Genomic DNA, 15,115 nt, shown 5'->3' on the forward strand with positions numbered 1-15,115 from the left:
ATGACCTAAGGTTCCGAAATAAGGTATGGACCTTCTTTATTCCACCCAATTTTCACGTTAGATAAAAACCACGTTTTCCCTTTATCATTATTACCCTGGTAAAAAAGATAGGTTTCACCGTTCTCATCTTCAAAAATCCCGGGATGCCCTGACTCGCTCGAATTCCACGTCCCCGGCAAGCCATTACGTAAAAACGGTTTGTCAGAAAGCCGGCGCCAATGAATACCGTCGTCACTCTCTGCTACACCGATCTGTTGCGGCATGTTGTTATAGCTGCCTGCATAAAACATATAGAGCTTGTTATTCCTTTTTATAATACTTGCACCCTCAATGCACCGGCCTTCCCAATCTAACGCAGGAGACAAAATAGATTCATCACTCGCTTGCTTCCAATCCGACCGTTTAAAATCGGTATTTGCCGACGCCGTTGCCACTCCTTGTTTCTGGATCTCTCCAGCCTTATCGCGGGTGGCAAAGTACAAGAAATAACGCCTCCTGTAAAAGTATACTTCGGCATCGATCGCCCGACCATTGGTCCAGTTACCATTCGGAGAAAAAATAGGATTCGTTGTATCACGCGTGAAATTAACACCGTCTGCCGACCATGCATGGCAAAGTGCATCTTTAGGTCCATTGCCATATGTTTGATAAAAAAGATGCACCTTCCCTTCCTTTACAATAGCCCCGGGGGCACAAAGACCGCGCTGTTCATAGCTAGCATGGGGCTTTATTTCGCCGATCTTACTCCAATGATACAGATCCTTGCTTTGTGCTATACCGATGTTCCATCCCAGCATACCATCGTTATTGTTTTGAAACATCTGCTTCGAATAATACATCAGATACTTGCCCCTGAACCTTACAACAACCGGGTCCTTAGCGATCATTATACCAGCCGACGATGTATCTGTATAGTACATCTTTGGCGTATCTTGCGCGTATATGCCTGATAGTAAAAAACTAAAAAGCAAAGTATATATTAATTTTCTCATTATTGTTTTCGATAAATATATTACATCACAATCAATTTTCTGCAATTAAACAACACTAAAGGCAACAATGCCGCCACACCGGCCTCCAGGCACGCGGCAATTCAATTAATTCTTAATATTTCCTTAACGCTTTGATTACGTTCCCGTATAGTTGAGCCGTTAACTTTACCGCCGGTATTTAGCAACAAAAGATGCTCCACTATAGTAAAATAGCAGATACGGAACTGGCGGCACAGCTTTGCAACCATAACCATGCTGCGTTTACTGAAATATATAAAAGGCACTGGAAGTCGATGTACATCTATGCCCGCTCCATCCTGAAGGATTCGGACGACGCCTCAGACGTCGTACATGACATCTTTACCACCTTGTGGAACCGCGGTCCATATCTTCAGATCGATACCGGGTTAAAAGCTTATTTACTCACAGCAACACGCCACCGGGCCCTGAGGATTATCCATAACTCATCACGTGCTGATGCATACGCGGCCGAACTTGCACAAAGTTTCAGCGAAGAAGCCGGCAGCACCGACGATAACTGCAACTTCCGCGAACTTTGCACCATCCTCGACGATGCCGTAGAAAACCTGCCCTCAACCATGCAGGCCGTCTACCGCAAAAGTAAACACGAGGAATTATCTCACCGCTCCATAGCCGAAGAACTCGGCATTACCGAACACAGTTCCCGAACTCTGCTAAACCGGGCATTAAACTCGCTCCGGACTAAACTCACCACTCTACTCTCTCTCGCAGCGGTTTTCTGGTATTTTTAAAAAATTTCGTTTTTCCTGTTGACATCCGGCTACCACGCGTCTCTTACTATTAACGGCCTGTAAAGCCGGTTTATGGATCATGACGAAAAAAGAAGCCCGCGAACTACTTGATAAGTATCTGGACGGCACGGCTACGCCCGGCGAACGAGCCCTGTTTGAACAGCTATCCAACCGGGTAACCCGAAAACGCCTGGAGCACAGTAACGCAGAGTCGTATAAAGATATTGGGGAAGATATTTTCATGGGGCTACCCGAGCCCCGTCCTTTTTTCAAAAGAAACCGTTTTCTCGCCGTCGCTGCATCTTTCATCCTGTTTATTTCGGCTGCGGCTATCATTTATTATAGCGGGTACCATAATGTCAACGATCAACCGGAAACTACACAAACTGCCGATATAGAACCCGGCCGCAATCAGGCAACACTCACACTGGCGAACGGAAAAAAAATTATGCTCACAGACGCTGGCAACGGCGAACTCGCACGCCAGAGCGGGATCAGTATCCGGAAGAACCGTAATGGAGAACTGGTTTACACTGTAGTTATGCAAAAAACCCACAACCCGGTAGAATATAATACAACCGAAACACCCAAAGGAGGACAATTCCGTGTAGATCTCGCCGACGGGACTAAAGTATGGCTCAATTCATCCTCTTCTCTAAGATATCCAACCCGTTTTACAGGAAAAGACCGGCAGGTGGTCCTTACCGGGGAGGCTTATTTCGAAGTCGCTCATCAGGCGTCGAAGCCCTTTAAAGTACTGGCGGGCAAGCAACTCGTTACCGTTCTTGGTACGCATTTTAACATCTGTGCTTACCATGACGAGCCCTCCATGAGAACCACCCTGCTTGAAGGAAAGGTAAAGGTGAATAATGTCAACGGACTCGATTCAAAAATATTAAAGCCCGGGGAGCAAGCCGCACTGGTTCGCAATCAAATAGAAGTGACCGAAGGCGATCCCGAACAGGCAGTAGCATGGAAAAACGGCTACTTCCGCTTTAAGGGAGAGAATATCGAAAGCATCATGCGCAAGCTGAGCCGCTGGTACAATATTGATGTAAAATATGGCACAGCGGTTTCAAATGAGGGATACTATGGAACCGTGTCGCGCTCAAAAAATATCAGACAGGTACTGGCTGTGTTATCAGAAACAGGATTAGTTCATTTTAAAATTGAAGGAAGGAGCGTAACCGTGATGGAATAGACACCATGATCACCATTTTTGGTATCCATATAAAAGGCCATACCGGCGCCAACCGGGATGACCTTCAGCCTGGATTACCTGATAATTAAAAAATTACCGGAGCGCGAACTGCCTGCAGCAAGTCGAAATGTAGAAGGCAGCCGCATTATACCAAGCAATCACAAATGTACACTATTTACCCTAATAAGTTCGTGCGGCAGAAGCGCGCGTTATACAAAACACTTTTGATTATGAAGCTGACTATCCTTCTCATGATCTCCGCCATCATCCAGGTCAGCGCGGGCGCAAAAGCTCAGAAAGTCACGTTATCAGAGAATTACACACGTCTTGATAAAGTATTCGATAAGATACGTGAACAGACCGGATACGACTTCCTGTTCAGCAATGCAATTCTGAAAGCAGCCAAACCCGTCACCATCCAGGTGAAGGATGCAGAACTGGAGAAAGTGCTCAGCAGCATCCTCGAAACTCAGTCTCTGAAATATACCATTAAGGAAAAAACCGTCATTGTATCCAGGGAAGAAACTTTGCCCGGCTACGGGGAATACCCTGCTTTCAGGCAGGCCCTCCTCCCCGGCCGCATCGCGGGAAAAGTGACCGATGAACGCGGCGAGCCCCTGCCCGGGGCAAATATCCGAATCCTGGAAACCAGCCAGACCACGCGCTCGGCTGTCGATGGTAGCTATAATTTCAGCATAGAGCCCGGCACGTATACCATCGAGGTCACCTACGTATCCTTTCAAACAAAACGCATTACCCAGGTTGTGGTAAGATCTGCCGAGCCAACCAGTCTCAATATTGTGTTAAACGCCATTACCAGCAAGCTTAGCCAGGTAACAGTAACAGCCAGTTACCGGCAGGAAAACACGGTAGCACTATACGCTAAACAAAAAAACGCAGCGGGCCTTACCAACGGCATCAGCCGCGAGCAAATGGCCGCTCTGCCCGACAAAAATATAGGAGAAACACTGAAACGCATCTCTGGGATCAGCACCAACGACAACCGCCGGGTGGTGGTGCGCGGTATTGCCGAACGCTACAATCTTGCCATGATGGACGGGGCCACGCTGCCAAGCACCGATGTACAGGTGCGCGACTTCGAATTCGACATTGTTCCCAGCAATCTCATCGATAACGTGGTGGTCAACAAAACCTCTACGCCCGATATGAGTTTCGGGTTTGGCGGCGGACTGGTACAGATCAATACCATGGCGGTACCCGAAAACAATTTCACCACTTTCAGTTTCGGCAGCAAATACGTCAAAGGCAGTACCGGTAAAGATTTCCTGGGCTATGGCCGCGGGAAATATGATTACCTCGGTTTTGACGACGGCAGCCGCGACCATTTTCCCAAAAACCTCAATACCTTCGCCAACGGCCAGTATGATCCCTCCAAACCTTATGCTACGCCACCGGCGGGTGTTACTGCCATCACTCCCGCTATGATCGCAGAGCAAAACAAACGGATCGGCGGACTGGAACGTATCGGGGAACGGCTATACACCGCAGCGCCCGGACAAAATTACCAGTTTAGCCTGGGCCGCAGCTACCAGGCTGGCAGCCACCGCCTGGGTTTTGCAGGCTCGTTAAGCTACCGCAATGAACAGGCGACGGATGATATAGCTCAATTCGGACGTGGGGAATGGGAAAAACTAGGTAATGTTACCTATAACACCGGGACAGGTGAAGAATTGATGCCGACCGCCGCCAGGCAATATAACTTCAATACCACCTGGGGGGCACTGCTAAACATGGGCTGGAACTCGAAAAACCATAAGCTCACCTCGCGCAACTTCTATTCAAGGGTATTCAGCAACCAGTTTTCACGCATACATGGATATACTGCCGATCCTCGCGAATATGCCGAGATCCGGGAATATGACCGGCCCAAGTTCATTGACCTGCTGCAGAACCGTATAAACGGCGAACACAGTTTCGGCGCTTTCCGGTTTGACTGGAATGTAGCCCGCAATAAGTTAACAAATACAGAGCAGGATGCCGTGGAAGCCTGGCTAAAGCCCGCAGCAGAAGGTAGTACGCAGTATGTGATTACCCCCAGCTCACCTACCAACCCGGGGGGCGGAACATTCAACCGCTCGCAATACAAATATATTGAAACCAACAAAATTGCAGAAGGAGCACTTAGTTACCAGTTCGAGCTGTTACAGCAAAAACAAACCGTCAAATCAGGCTACCAGTACCTGCAGCGCGAAGGAATTTATGACTGGACTATATTGCCCATCAGCACATTAGGCGGCGTTTATGCCGGTGTACCCGTACAGGAATGGAGTCAGTTCCTGGATTTTAAATACCCGCTGACCGACCTCTTCTATTATCCGGCCGGTTTTTCAGAAAACGGCTACAAGGGGAAGAATATCAACCAGGCCGTTTACGGCATGCTCGACAACCGCTTCAGCAGCTGGCTGCGCCTGGTGTGGGGCCTGCGTGCAGAATACTATAAATACGAAAGGATCAGGAATGGTGCCAACGACCGGATCACCAACGATCTGATCGAGAGAAGCGAAAAAGAAGTATTTGTAGACCCCGAAACCGGCAAAATCGTAAGTGCATTTGCCGACGCAGAAAATGAAGAGAAAACATGGCGCTACCTCCCCTCTGCCAGCTTAACAGCTACCCCCTTGAAAGACCTGAATATCCGGGCCGCCTACGCGCAATCAGTGGTAAGGCCCGCGCTGATCGAAAATTCGCGAATGATGCGTTTTGACCCGGTTGTGGGGGGATATCGCCGCAATGAAGGGGTGTTGTCAACGCGAATAGACCATTACGACCTTCGCCTGGAATGGTATCCCAGCGCCGGAGAAGTAATCTCGGCCGGTTACTTCCACAAATACTTCGATAAACCCGCTGAAATTTACCGTACACAGACAGACCCTACCGGACGTGTATACCTGCTCACCCAAAACTCCGAATGGGCAAAGGTTGACGGCTGGGAGTTCGATGTGCGTAAAAGCCTTGGCTTCATCAACCCGGACTGGGGCTTTATGGATGATATTTTTGTAAGCGGGAATCTTACCCTGCAGACTTCCGAAGTGCAGGCCAGCACCTTCACCAGTAAAGGCATGAATTCCGATAAATATGGCAAGACCTATTCTTACCGTACTAAAGTACAGCAGAAAGAAAAAAGACCTTTATACGGGCAGGTACCTAAAGTATACAACATAGGGCTTCAATACAATGGCAGCCGCCTTGGAGGGAATGTGGCGTTTAATCACATGGGCTATAAAACCTTCGTTACCGGGCTATCTCCTGAGATCGTTGAGTACGAACGCCCGCGCAACCAGCTTGACGCGCAGCTGAGCTACCGCTTCCTGAAAAACAAAAAACTGCAGACGAGGCTCAATATAAGCAACATTTTGAACGACCCTTACCGCTTCTACGTCAACAGCATCGACACCTACGAGCTCCAGGATCAGTGGAAAGGTATGGGCATCAACCAGATCAACGAGGCCGGCGCATTCGACTGGGGAGATATTTACAAATGGAAAGAAGGCTTTTCACGCGACTACGAAGAAGGTCATTATGAAACGTCGGCAGATGGAAAGACCCGCACCCGTGTGGGAGACAAGGACACCTTCATCCGCCGCACCGGCACATCGTTCAGCTTATCCCTGAGCTATAATTTTTAAACTCTTTTGCATACAAACATGAAAACAGTAACACAATATCTTACATTGATAATCAGCATGCTCGCACTGTCTTCCTGCAAAAAGGACGGCGAAATCCAGGATACCCGCAACGTGCTGGCCGTTTCCTTCAGCATCCTCAACGTCGGCTCCACTCCCCTCGAAGCAATGGTCGATACCTTCCGCATAGAAATCCCCACCGGACGTTTCGATCTTACCAGGGCTTTCCCGCTTCCGGCCGCACAACGGAATATGAAACTCAGCATCACAGAAAAAGCAACAGGAAAACCGGTGATGGAAAAAGAACTAAAAAAGGAAGACGGCCGTGCCGATATCAGTTTCTTTTATATGAACGGAGAGATTGGAAACGTACCCCAGGTGCCACCCGTTGAAGATGGCAAGATCAAGATCATTTATATGTTCAGGCCAGTGAAAACCAACTATGCCGAACCGGTAGACATCGTATTGGGTAAATACTACCTCACACCGAAAGTATTTGAAGAGATCACCCGCATTAAAAACGTGAAAGCGAATGAGTTCACCGATCCTGTAACGATCTCTACTTTTACAACTTCCGGGCAGCAGTATAACGGTCAGCCCTCGGCTGTATCATTCCAGGTCTATATTTACAAAGCAGGCACGAATGAGTTTTATACCCAGGGAACAGGCTACAGCTGGAACCCCACAGGCTCCACTGCACCGAAGCCTTCATCTGCCACAGCTTCGTCTAAATTATACATATTCAGCGAGTCTCCGGGCAACTATATGGCGTTCACTAAAAACTTTGAGATATAAAGATCATGAAGGTACTTAATAAATATATCCGGACCGCAGTGCTGGCTGTGGCGCTGATCAGCGTCCTCTCCGCTTGTAATAAAGAAGATCAGAATGTGGAAAGAGCTATGCAAATAATCGTGAGCGGGTACAACGGCGGAGATAACCCTCTGATGATAGCAATTGATACCACCCGGTATAACAGGCCGAACGACATTCTGAAGCCCGCATCGCTGGCAGGTTTGAATACCGTTTACTCCTATAGCACACAAAAGGAAAGGCTGTTAACCATAACCGACACCGTTACAAAAAAGATACTCTACAGCAAAGCGCTGCCGGCAGGCGGCTCAAAGGCGAACTTCAACTTTATTTACCTGGACGGACGCGAGCTGGAGGTTGACGAGCCGGTGGCCGATCCTGCCACCAACAAGCTGTCTTTCTATATCCAGTATACCGCAGACGATTCGCCCTTTGATATCTTTCTGTATAACAAGGATAACGAAAGCGGCAAAGAGCACCGTCAATACCTGGCCAGAAATGTCAGACCGCGTACCTGGATCAGTTTGGATTACCTGCCCGACGAATACTTCAGCGATATGAACGCTGTCAGGGCCGGCAGTATCTGCTTTACAAAAGCCGGAACCACAGATGAGTGGGCATTTAACCAGGATGAAAACATGAGCAAGATGAGTGCTTTCGGCTTAAATCTGCCCAAAGCCGGCGAAAAAGGCCTGGTACTGCCCTACTTTGTCGTTCAGGACGCTACGAAGCTGGTATATACACGCCTGTTCTTCTACCCCGACAGGTCTTAATCAAAAAAGCATAAGAAAGGCGCCTTTTCGGGTGCCTTTCTTCATCTCTTCAGGCATCTGCCACCGGGATTTTCAACGTCACCACAGTACCCGAACCGCCTGCATCCTTTGCTGCCTGCACGCTGGCTTTCCGTCCCAGCAGCTGTATCCGCTCGCGGCTGATAATGCCCGACAGCGATCGGTGCGAACGCCTGCTATCCTCCATTTGTATTTTACCGCTGTCAGTTATGCTGACAATCAGGATCTCTTCTTCTATTTGTAAACGGATATCAATATTTCCTTCGCCTGTATGGAGATCAATACCATGCAAAATAGCGTTCTCCACATAAGGTTGGATCAGCATCGGCGGCAGCATGATGGCACTCAGATCCTGTTCCTGAGGAGGCATAATACGATAGGTAAAGGCGTCTTCGCTACGCATCTGTTGCAGGCTCAGGTAATTTTCCAGGGTATCGATCTCTTCACTCAGCGGAACCAGATCTTCCCGGCTCAATTCCAGGCTGCTCCGCAGCAGGCGACTAAAACGGCTCAGATATTTGATGGCGTCTTCCTTCTTATCCAACCGTACAAAACTCTGTACAGCGGAGAGTGTATTGAAGATAAAATGAGGCTCCATCTGAGTTCGCAATAATTTCTGCTGCAGCAGCAATTTCTCCTTCTCTTCCCGGAGGCGCCGCTGGCGAAAACTATAGAACAGGAAGAGCAATGTCATCCCCAGCGATACAACACCTAATACCGAAACAACAAGCCATAAACGGTTCTGCTGCAACTGCAGCTTATTGATCTGAATATTTTCGTTCAACGCATGAATAGACCTGTCTTTTGCCTGTAACTGATACAGGGCATTCATCTCCGCAATTGTCTGCGCATTTTGCGTTTGATAAATATCCTCCTGCAGATGGGCGACCTGTTTCAACGCGCTGATCGCCGCATTATGCTTGCCCTGTAATTGATACAACGCTGCCAGGGTCTTCTGGTAGATCACATCATTATCAGCAAAAATGACACCGGGGTGCTTCTTTCTAAGCCTGTCCGCTTCGCCGATATATTTTATTGCGGATGCAGGCCTGCGAAGCTCAGTATAATCCCAGGCAACATTACAATAATCTACAAACAGGTTATTGACAAATATGGAGGTTTTCTTAGAATGGTAAAGTTCGACATCTGCCTGCATCTTTAACAACTGATAGTGCAGCAATGAATCTTTCCTCCCTGCCGATTCAAAATACAATATTTTAGATTCATAGAGGTAGCTTGCGTTGTAATCACCGGGATTCCTAACGTGAAGCGCTTCTAACCTCCGTAGATAAGGCAGAAGGCTGCCAGGAGACTTATGCCGTTTATTCAGCGTTTGTATCAGCTGCACTAATACCCGTTGTTTCACAACATGTCCTTCGACAACGGAATCAGAAAGAGGCAAAGCGGCGCGGTTCATTTTCTCGGCAAGGTCATATTGAAAGGCATCCAGGTTACTCTGTGCTGCAGACAGTAAGATAGCTGACCTTGCTTCGGCAGACAGTCCTACAGTAGAATCAGACAATACAATAGCTGCAGCCTTATTATAATAATAAGCCGCCTCCTTTTCTTTTGCCTCCATACTGCGAATATTGCCCATGCCATTGTACACAAGCGCCTTCATTTTCAGATTGCCTGCAGTGGGTTCTATCAGCTCAAGTGCCTGTCCTACAAAAAAGCCGGCAGAATCCAGCCCTTGCATGCCATATATACGTGCTAAATGATATTTTACCTTTGTGGCAAGTACCGTATCTTTTTTTACGTATGGGTTTTTGTCGAGCCGTATTCCCTCTCTCAGCAGCGAATCGTAATTTGACGGGCGGGCCTTTACATTTTCCAGCGCCTCTATCCGCCTGGAAAGAGTATCCGATGTTCCGCCGGAGGCGCTGCGTTCCTGGTTGCACGCAAAAAACGCCACAAGGGCGGCTAAAAAAAGAATGGTTCGGAACAACGGCTTCATTTTTCTGATAAAAGTAGGGCTAATATGCTGCTTTTCCGCCGGATAGAAATAGGGATCTCTTCACTATTTTTCAATACAATGTATTCGGAACGGCTCACGCCTGTAACATACTGCCTGTTCACTAAATAAGACTGGTGAGTGCGCAGGAAATAGGGCGCAGGCAATAAATCTTCATAATATTTCAGGGGTTTGGAAATAAGCTCTTTTGTACCGTTATTGAGGAAGAAAAATGTATACGGGCCATCGCCTTTACAATATATGATATCCTGTACCCGAACGATCCGCATATTATTGAGAGAGTTCAGCACAATATTTTCCGGCAGTTCTTCCGCCTCTATCGATTCCTGTGTCAGCGATAACTGCTGCATCCATTGCGGATTGTTCTCACGCCGGCGACGGAAACGTTCCAGAGCTTCTTTCAGTTCTGTCTGGTCGATCGGTTTCAGCAGATAGTCGAGCGCGCCATACTTGATTGCTTTGATAGCAAAATGGTTGTATGCCGTTATAAATATGATGTTTTGCGGAATGGGATTGAGCTCTTTAAGCAAATCAAAGGCCGTCCCGTCACGAAGCTGTATATCCAGCAGGATAACGTCAGGGCGCTTTTCCTCTATTAACTTTTGCGCTGAACGGACATTGTCTGCCCATCCCGAAAGAACTGTATCCGTCTCCTGTTGTATGAGATAACTGATTTCTTTCCGCACTGCGGGTTCGTCTTCAATAATGGCGATGGTGATCATTCATTCAATGCTTTAGCTACGCAAAAAAAGTACATTCTCTGATTCCTGCACATATCCATTACAATTCGTTTATGCTTTTTACAAAGCGACTCAGGCGGTGTATCATCTGATAGTCGCACCTGTCTGTTTTTATAGTCACAATTTATCTTATTATGCAATAAACGTATCTCTTCCTCTGTAAACGCCGGTACGAATTGTAAATGACGAATTGGCGAATCATAAATGCTTTACCTGCTTACCCACCGCAGGGTCTTTTTTTGTATTTCAATTAACGCATGCGGCAAGCGTATGTAATGGTTTAACAAAAAAATTAAAAGTAAATGAAAAAGTTATTCATGAGTGTAGTAGCAGTGGCGGTTATGTCATCTGCTGCCTTTGCAAATCCAGCAGTAAAAGTGAGCGAAAACAAAGCTGCTGAAACAACAACAGTAAGAAATGTTGCTGCCGGTCAGTACAATCTGAGAGTTGCCGAAGAGGTTGAGAAAGACGCACAAAGTAAAAAGGTGACACGCTGCAAATTGACAATCAACCTCGTAAACACCTCAGGCCAGGTTGTTGATACACACGTTTTATACTGGAACTGTTACGGAGCAAACGACATGTTCTACGAAACCTGCAGTGATTTCTTCAGAGCGACTATCAAAAGATATCAGGATTATTACGGAAACCCGAACCACTAATTCAAAAAATGAAGCTCATCAAAGTGAACCATCCGGTTCACTTTGAAACCTGTGAATATCATGACAAAACACCTTTTATCTTGTTTACTACTCTGCTGTGCCTGGAGTGTGCAGGCACAGAAATTACATGCAGTGTATGAATACATTCCTTCATCTGCCGCAACATTCCGGGAACATGTCTATTTCGAAAAAGGAACCAGGATTGCTGTTCGCGATTCTGTTCCTGTGGCGTCCAATGCTGGAAAAGGAAACGAAGCGAATGACGAAATATCTTCGAGCTTCTCAATGGTATTGAATAATGGCACGAACTACCGGAATATTGTCATACAGAAAAACGATAAAAAAAGCCTGATTGAAACCCGCTCTCTGGAGGGGAAGAATTATTTGGTGACCGACAAATTTCCCGGCCTCGTGTGGAACACTGATTACAGTGAGACCGACAGCATCGGTAAATTCGTCTGCCGGAAGGCGACGGCCGAATATCGTGGAACTACATTAATTGCTTATTATACAGATGAAATCCCCGTACCTGCCGGTCCTTATAAATTCGGGGGCCTTCCCGGCCTGATCGTCATGTTGCATAACGAAAGTGCGAACCCCAACTATTGGCTGCTGCAGGAGCTAAACTATCCTTATTCGGGCAATATCCCCGTAAATGAAAAATACATAAACTCCCTGCCTAAATTATCCTTAGAGGAATATGTAAGGAAAGAGGAAGCGCAGACAGAGCAGCAAATGCGCATCATGCAAAGTAAAATGCCGGTGATAGATGGCGTAACTGTAGAAAGACACAAAGTGCGGGGCGCTGTGGAGCAGGTATATGAATGGGAACAAGGAAAGGAAAAATGAACAGTGGTCCGTCGCCGTTCTGGCTGTTACTTGTCGGCATGTGGCTGATTACTTTTCGGGCCCAGGCCCAGGTGCTGATCAGTGGTGAAGTGACTTCCGGTGGCAAGCCTGTCGGAGGGGTACGGGTAGACCTGCGCCTGCCCGGCGCCACGGGATTTCTGGGGTACACATTCACGAGCCAGGAAGGAAAATACCAGTTACGTACACAACAGAGCGGAAAACTGTCCCTGCATTTCAGGGCACTCAGCTACAAACCCGTTATTAAGGAAATAGGGATCACACAACAAGACACTGTAGTGAACATAGAACTGGTAGCGGGCGGTGTTGAACAGCTCCAGGAGGTGGTTATCAATGCACGGCGTCCTTACCGGATTGGCAAAGACACCATTGAGCTGGATGTTAAATCGTTCCTGCGGGGCGACGAGCGCACAGTTGAAGATCTGCTGAAAAAGATCCCCGGATTGAATGTCGGCACCGATGGCAGCATCAAAATCGGAGAGAAAGAGGTAGAGAAAGTGATGGTAGAAGGAGATGACTTTTTCGAAAAAGGATACCGCCTGCTCACACAAAACATGTCTGTACAACCCCTGGATAAAGTACAGGTATTACAACGTTATTCGAATAATAAACATCTCAAAGGAATTGAAAATTCCGATAAGGTAGCCCTGAACCTGCAGCTCAAAGAAAACAGCAGGAGCCGGTGGCTGGGGTCGCTTTCAGCGTCGGGCTCGGTAACAGAACCCCTGTTTTACCAGGGCAGTATCAACCTGATGAACTTCGGAAAAAGAAGTAAGTATTACGTGCTGGGCTCGGCCAACAACAATGGCGTAGATGCGGTAAGCAGCATAAACAACCTGCTGTATCCGGGGCAAAGCGATGAACCCGGACAGATCGGCATTGGGGTAATGACGCCGACACTTATCGACTATACTCCCGATTTACCGGACTTTGATTATAAAAGGACAAATTTCAACCACGACCGGCTACTATCCTTCAATACTATCCTGAATCCGTCAAAAAACTTCAAAATAAAATGGCTGGGATTTGCTAATCCGACAAAAAAATCGTTCTACCGCAATACGGTGCAGGAATATCATATCGAGGATATACAATTTACGAACACAGAACTTTATAAATTCCACAAAAAAACAGATAATTACTTTTCGAGGCTGGAATTGCAGTATGATATCAATACCAGGGCGACCCTCACCTACACCGGAAATTTGGGCTCGCTTGGCAGGAATGATAGCGGCGACCTTTTGTTTAACGGATCGGGCACCGCAGAACTGACCAAAACCCAGGGTATTCTTACCAACCACAACCTGACGCATACTTTTAAACTTTCGCCGAGGGAAGCGATAGTTAGTTCTGCCCGCTGGATCTTACAGAAATCGCCGCTGGATTACAGTATAGACGAATACTATTATGAGGATCTTTTTCAGGTTGGCGGTATTGCAAATATAAACCAGCATGCTGAAAATAACCTTCAATACATGGGCGTTACGTCACACTATGTACGCAGGCAAAAAGGGGGAGATTATATCGAATTCGCCATCGCCAATGAATATAAGGACCAGGAGCTGGTCTCAGACTTTGTTCTGCTGACAGAGGATGGCAGCGCGATCAGAACCGGGGGATTTTCCAACCAGCTTAGTCTTGTCACTAATAATACCAGTGTGATGGCCAAGTACACGGTGAAGCGCAGGAAATGGGAATGGACACCTCTCCTGAATACAGGATTCGTTCACAGCAGCTTACACACTTACGGCACTACGAAGCGGCGGGAAAACTGGCTGATTTCTCCAGGCTTGTTAACGAAATGGACACTAAATCCGAAGGGGAAGCTGGAAGCACAACTTTCGTTCAGCCAAACCAATACCCAGCTGATGGAAGTGGTTCCTAACTATTTTAATACCGGCATCCGGAACTTTGTAAAGGGGCTGGATAATATGGCCACACTGAGCAGTTCTGAAGGCACACTAATGTATTCTTATGGGAATATGCTCGATAAGTTTTTTGCCAATTTCTCGATTGGTTACCGGACAATGTTCGACTATATCAGCAACCAGAGCATGATAAGCCCCAGCTATAACCTGACAAAGCAGGTATTACTGAAAGATAAGAAAAACTGGTCCTACAATGCTCAGTTCAACTATTATGTAACGCCGTTGGGCGGAAATTTCAAGCTGGATGCAGGTGCTGAATTCTCTGATTATGAAACAGGCATCGCCGGGGTAGGAAACCGGCAAATCCATTCGGGATCGCATAATTACGGTCTGTCTTTCAAAAGTGTATGGAGGTCCAAAGTGAATATATATACAGGCTCCAGCCTGCAGTTTACATCTTTCCGAAGTGAAAGCACTTCCCGGTTGAAAAACACCTATAGTTTCCTTAATATTTTCTTCAAAGCCACTGCCGATATACAGGCCCACCTGAAAAATGAGGTTTACCGGTTCGGTGATTTTCTTTCTCAAACTCCCAAAACATATTATTTTTCTGATCTCTCATTTTCCTATGATGTTAAAAAGATCAAAACGAGATTCGATATCAGCGCCAGAAACCTGTTCAATAACCGCTATTTTAAGAATGCAGTGATAACAGATACCTATCGTGCTGTAACAGAATACAGGCTGCTCCCAAGATATATATCCATCGGACTGGATCATAGTTTTTAG

General features: G+C 47.0%; 11 protein-coding genes. 8 read left to right on the top strand and 3 right to left on the bottom strand.

The features are described 5' to 3' along the window. Positions 1 to 5 precede the first annotated feature (5 nt). The gene (locus BDE36_RS16650; RefSeq protein WP_141815760.1) at positions 6 to 992 is read right to left on the bottom strand and encodes a family 43 glycosylhydrolase; all 987 of its coding nucleotides are present in this window, start codon (positions 990 to 992) and stop codon (positions 6 to 8) included. Between the two features lie 191 nt (positions 993 to 1,183). Between BDE36_RS16650 and BDE36_RS16655 the strand changes: the two genes are divergently transcribed. From BDE36_RS16655 to BDE36_RS16675, 5 genes are all read left to right on the top strand, one after another. Then, positions 1,184 to 1,765 (top strand): RNA polymerase sigma factor, encoded by a 582-nt coding sequence (locus BDE36_RS16655; protein WP_141815761.1) that lies wholly within the window; start codon positions 1,184 to 1,186, stop codon positions 1,763 to 1,765. Positions 1,766 to 1,844: 79 nt separating this feature from the next. After that, entirely contained in the window at positions 1,845 to 2,966 is a 1,122-nt protein-coding gene (locus BDE36_RS16660; RefSeq protein WP_141815762.1) for a FecR family protein, read from the top strand. Positions 2,967 to 3,196: 230 nt separating this feature from the next. Then, positions 3,197 to 6,613 carry a carboxypeptidase regulatory-like domain-containing protein gene (locus BDE36_RS16665; RefSeq protein WP_141815763.1) on the top strand — a complete coding sequence of 1,139 codons (3,417 nt, stop codon included), beginning with the start codon at positions 3,197 to 3,199 and terminating at the stop codon, positions 6,611 to 6,613. Positions 6,614 to 6,631: 18 nt separating this feature from the next. Next, positions 6,632 to 7,405, top strand: coding sequence for a hypothetical protein (locus BDE36_RS16670; protein ID WP_141815764.1), 774 nt, complete (start codon positions 6,632 to 6,634; stop codon positions 7,403 to 7,405). 5 nt (positions 7,406 to 7,410) lie between these two features. After that, entirely contained in the window at positions 7,411 to 8,196 is a 786-nt protein-coding gene (locus BDE36_RS16675) for a hypothetical protein (protein WP_141815765.1), read from the top strand. Positions 8,197 to 8,245: 49 nt separating this feature from the next. On the opposite strand, the gene BDE36_RS16680 is transcribed toward BDE36_RS16675, so the two are convergent. Both BDE36_RS16680 and BDE36_RS16685 read right to left on the bottom strand, forming a co-directional pair. Next, on the bottom strand, positions 8,246 to 10,171 hold the full coding sequence (locus tag BDE36_RS16680; protein ID WP_141815766.1) for a sensor histidine kinase: 1,926 nt from the start codon (positions 10,169 to 10,171) through the stop codon (positions 8,246 to 8,248). Next, complete coding sequence (locus BDE36_RS16685) at positions 10,168 to 10,911, bottom strand: LytR/AlgR family response regulator transcription factor (protein ID WP_128770638.1); 744 nt, start codon at positions 10,909 to 10,911, stop codon at positions 10,168 to 10,170. Before BDE36_RS16685 ends, BDE36_RS16680 begins: the two co-directional genes overlap by 4 nt. Positions 10,912 to 11,231: 320 nt before the next feature. On the opposite strand from BDE36_RS16685, the gene BDE36_RS16690 reads away from it, so the two are divergent. The 3 genes from BDE36_RS16690 to BDE36_RS16700 are packed head-to-tail and all read left to right on the top strand — an operon-like array spanning position 11,232 to position 15,115. Next, complete coding sequence (locus BDE36_RS16690; RefSeq protein ID WP_128770639.1) at positions 11,232 to 11,591, top strand: hypothetical protein; 360 nt, start codon at positions 11,232 to 11,234, stop codon at positions 11,589 to 11,591. Between the two features lie 60 nt (positions 11,592 to 11,651). Beyond that, positions 11,652 to 12,440 carry a GLPGLI family protein gene (locus tag BDE36_RS16695; RefSeq protein WP_141815767.1) on the top strand — a complete coding sequence of 263 codons (789 nt, stop codon included), beginning with the start codon at positions 11,652 to 11,654 and terminating at the stop codon, positions 12,438 to 12,440. After that, the gene (locus BDE36_RS16700; RefSeq protein ID WP_141815768.1) at positions 12,416 to 15,115 is read left to right on the top strand and encodes a peptidase associated/transthyretin-like domain-containing protein; all 2,700 of its coding nucleotides are present in this window, start codon (positions 12,416 to 12,418) and stop codon (positions 15,113 to 15,115) included. Before BDE36_RS16695 ends, BDE36_RS16700 begins: the two co-directional genes overlap by 25 nt.

Origin of the sequence: Arcticibacter tournemirensis, from assembly GCF_006716645.1 — a bacterium.
Classification (GTDB): domain Bacteria; phylum Bacteroidota; class Bacteroidia; order Sphingobacteriales; family Sphingobacteriaceae; genus Arcticibacter; species Arcticibacter tournemirensis.

Excerpts from the sequence above, each read along its gene's own strand:
- BDE36_RS16685 (WP_128770638.1), bottom strand. The coding sequence starts at position 10,911 with ATGATCACCATCGCCATTATTGAAGACGAACCCGCAGTGCGGAAAGAA.
- BDE36_RS16660 (WP_141815762.1), top strand. The coding sequence starts at position 1,845 with ATGACGAAAAAAGAAGCCCGCGAACTACTTGATAAGTATCTGGACGGC.
- BDE36_RS16675 (WP_141815765.1), top strand. The coding sequence starts at position 7,411 with ATGAAGGTACTTAATAAATATATCCGGACCGCAGTGCTGGCTGTGGCG.
- BDE36_RS16680 (WP_141815766.1), bottom strand. The coding sequence starts at position 10,171 with ATGAAGCCGTTGTTCCGAACCATTCTTTTTTTAGCCGCCCTTGTGGCG.
- BDE36_RS16670 (WP_141815764.1), top strand. The coding sequence starts at position 6,632 with ATGAAAACAGTAACACAATATCTTACATTGATAATCAGCATGCTCGCA.
- BDE36_RS16665 (WP_141815763.1), top strand. The coding sequence starts at position 3,197 with ATGAAGCTGACTATCCTTCTCATGATCTCCGCCATCATCCAGGTCAGC.
- BDE36_RS16655 (WP_141815761.1), top strand. The coding sequence starts at position 1,184 with ATGCTCCACTATAGTAAAATAGCAGATACGGAACTGGCGGCACAGCTT.
- BDE36_RS16650 (WP_141815760.1), bottom strand. The coding sequence starts at position 992 with ATGAGAAAATTAATATATACTTTGCTTTTTAGTTTTTTACTATCAGGC.
- BDE36_RS16690 (WP_128770639.1), top strand. The coding sequence starts at position 11,232 with ATGAAAAAGTTATTCATGAGTGTAGTAGCAGTGGCGGTTATGTCATCT.
- BDE36_RS16700 (WP_141815768.1), top strand. The coding sequence starts at position 12,416 with ATGGGAACAAGGAAAGGAAAAATGAACAGTGGTCCGTCGCCGTTCTGG.
- BDE36_RS16695 (WP_141815767.1), top strand. The coding sequence starts at position 11,652 with ATGACAAAACACCTTTTATCTTGTTTACTACTCTGCTGTGCCTGGAGT.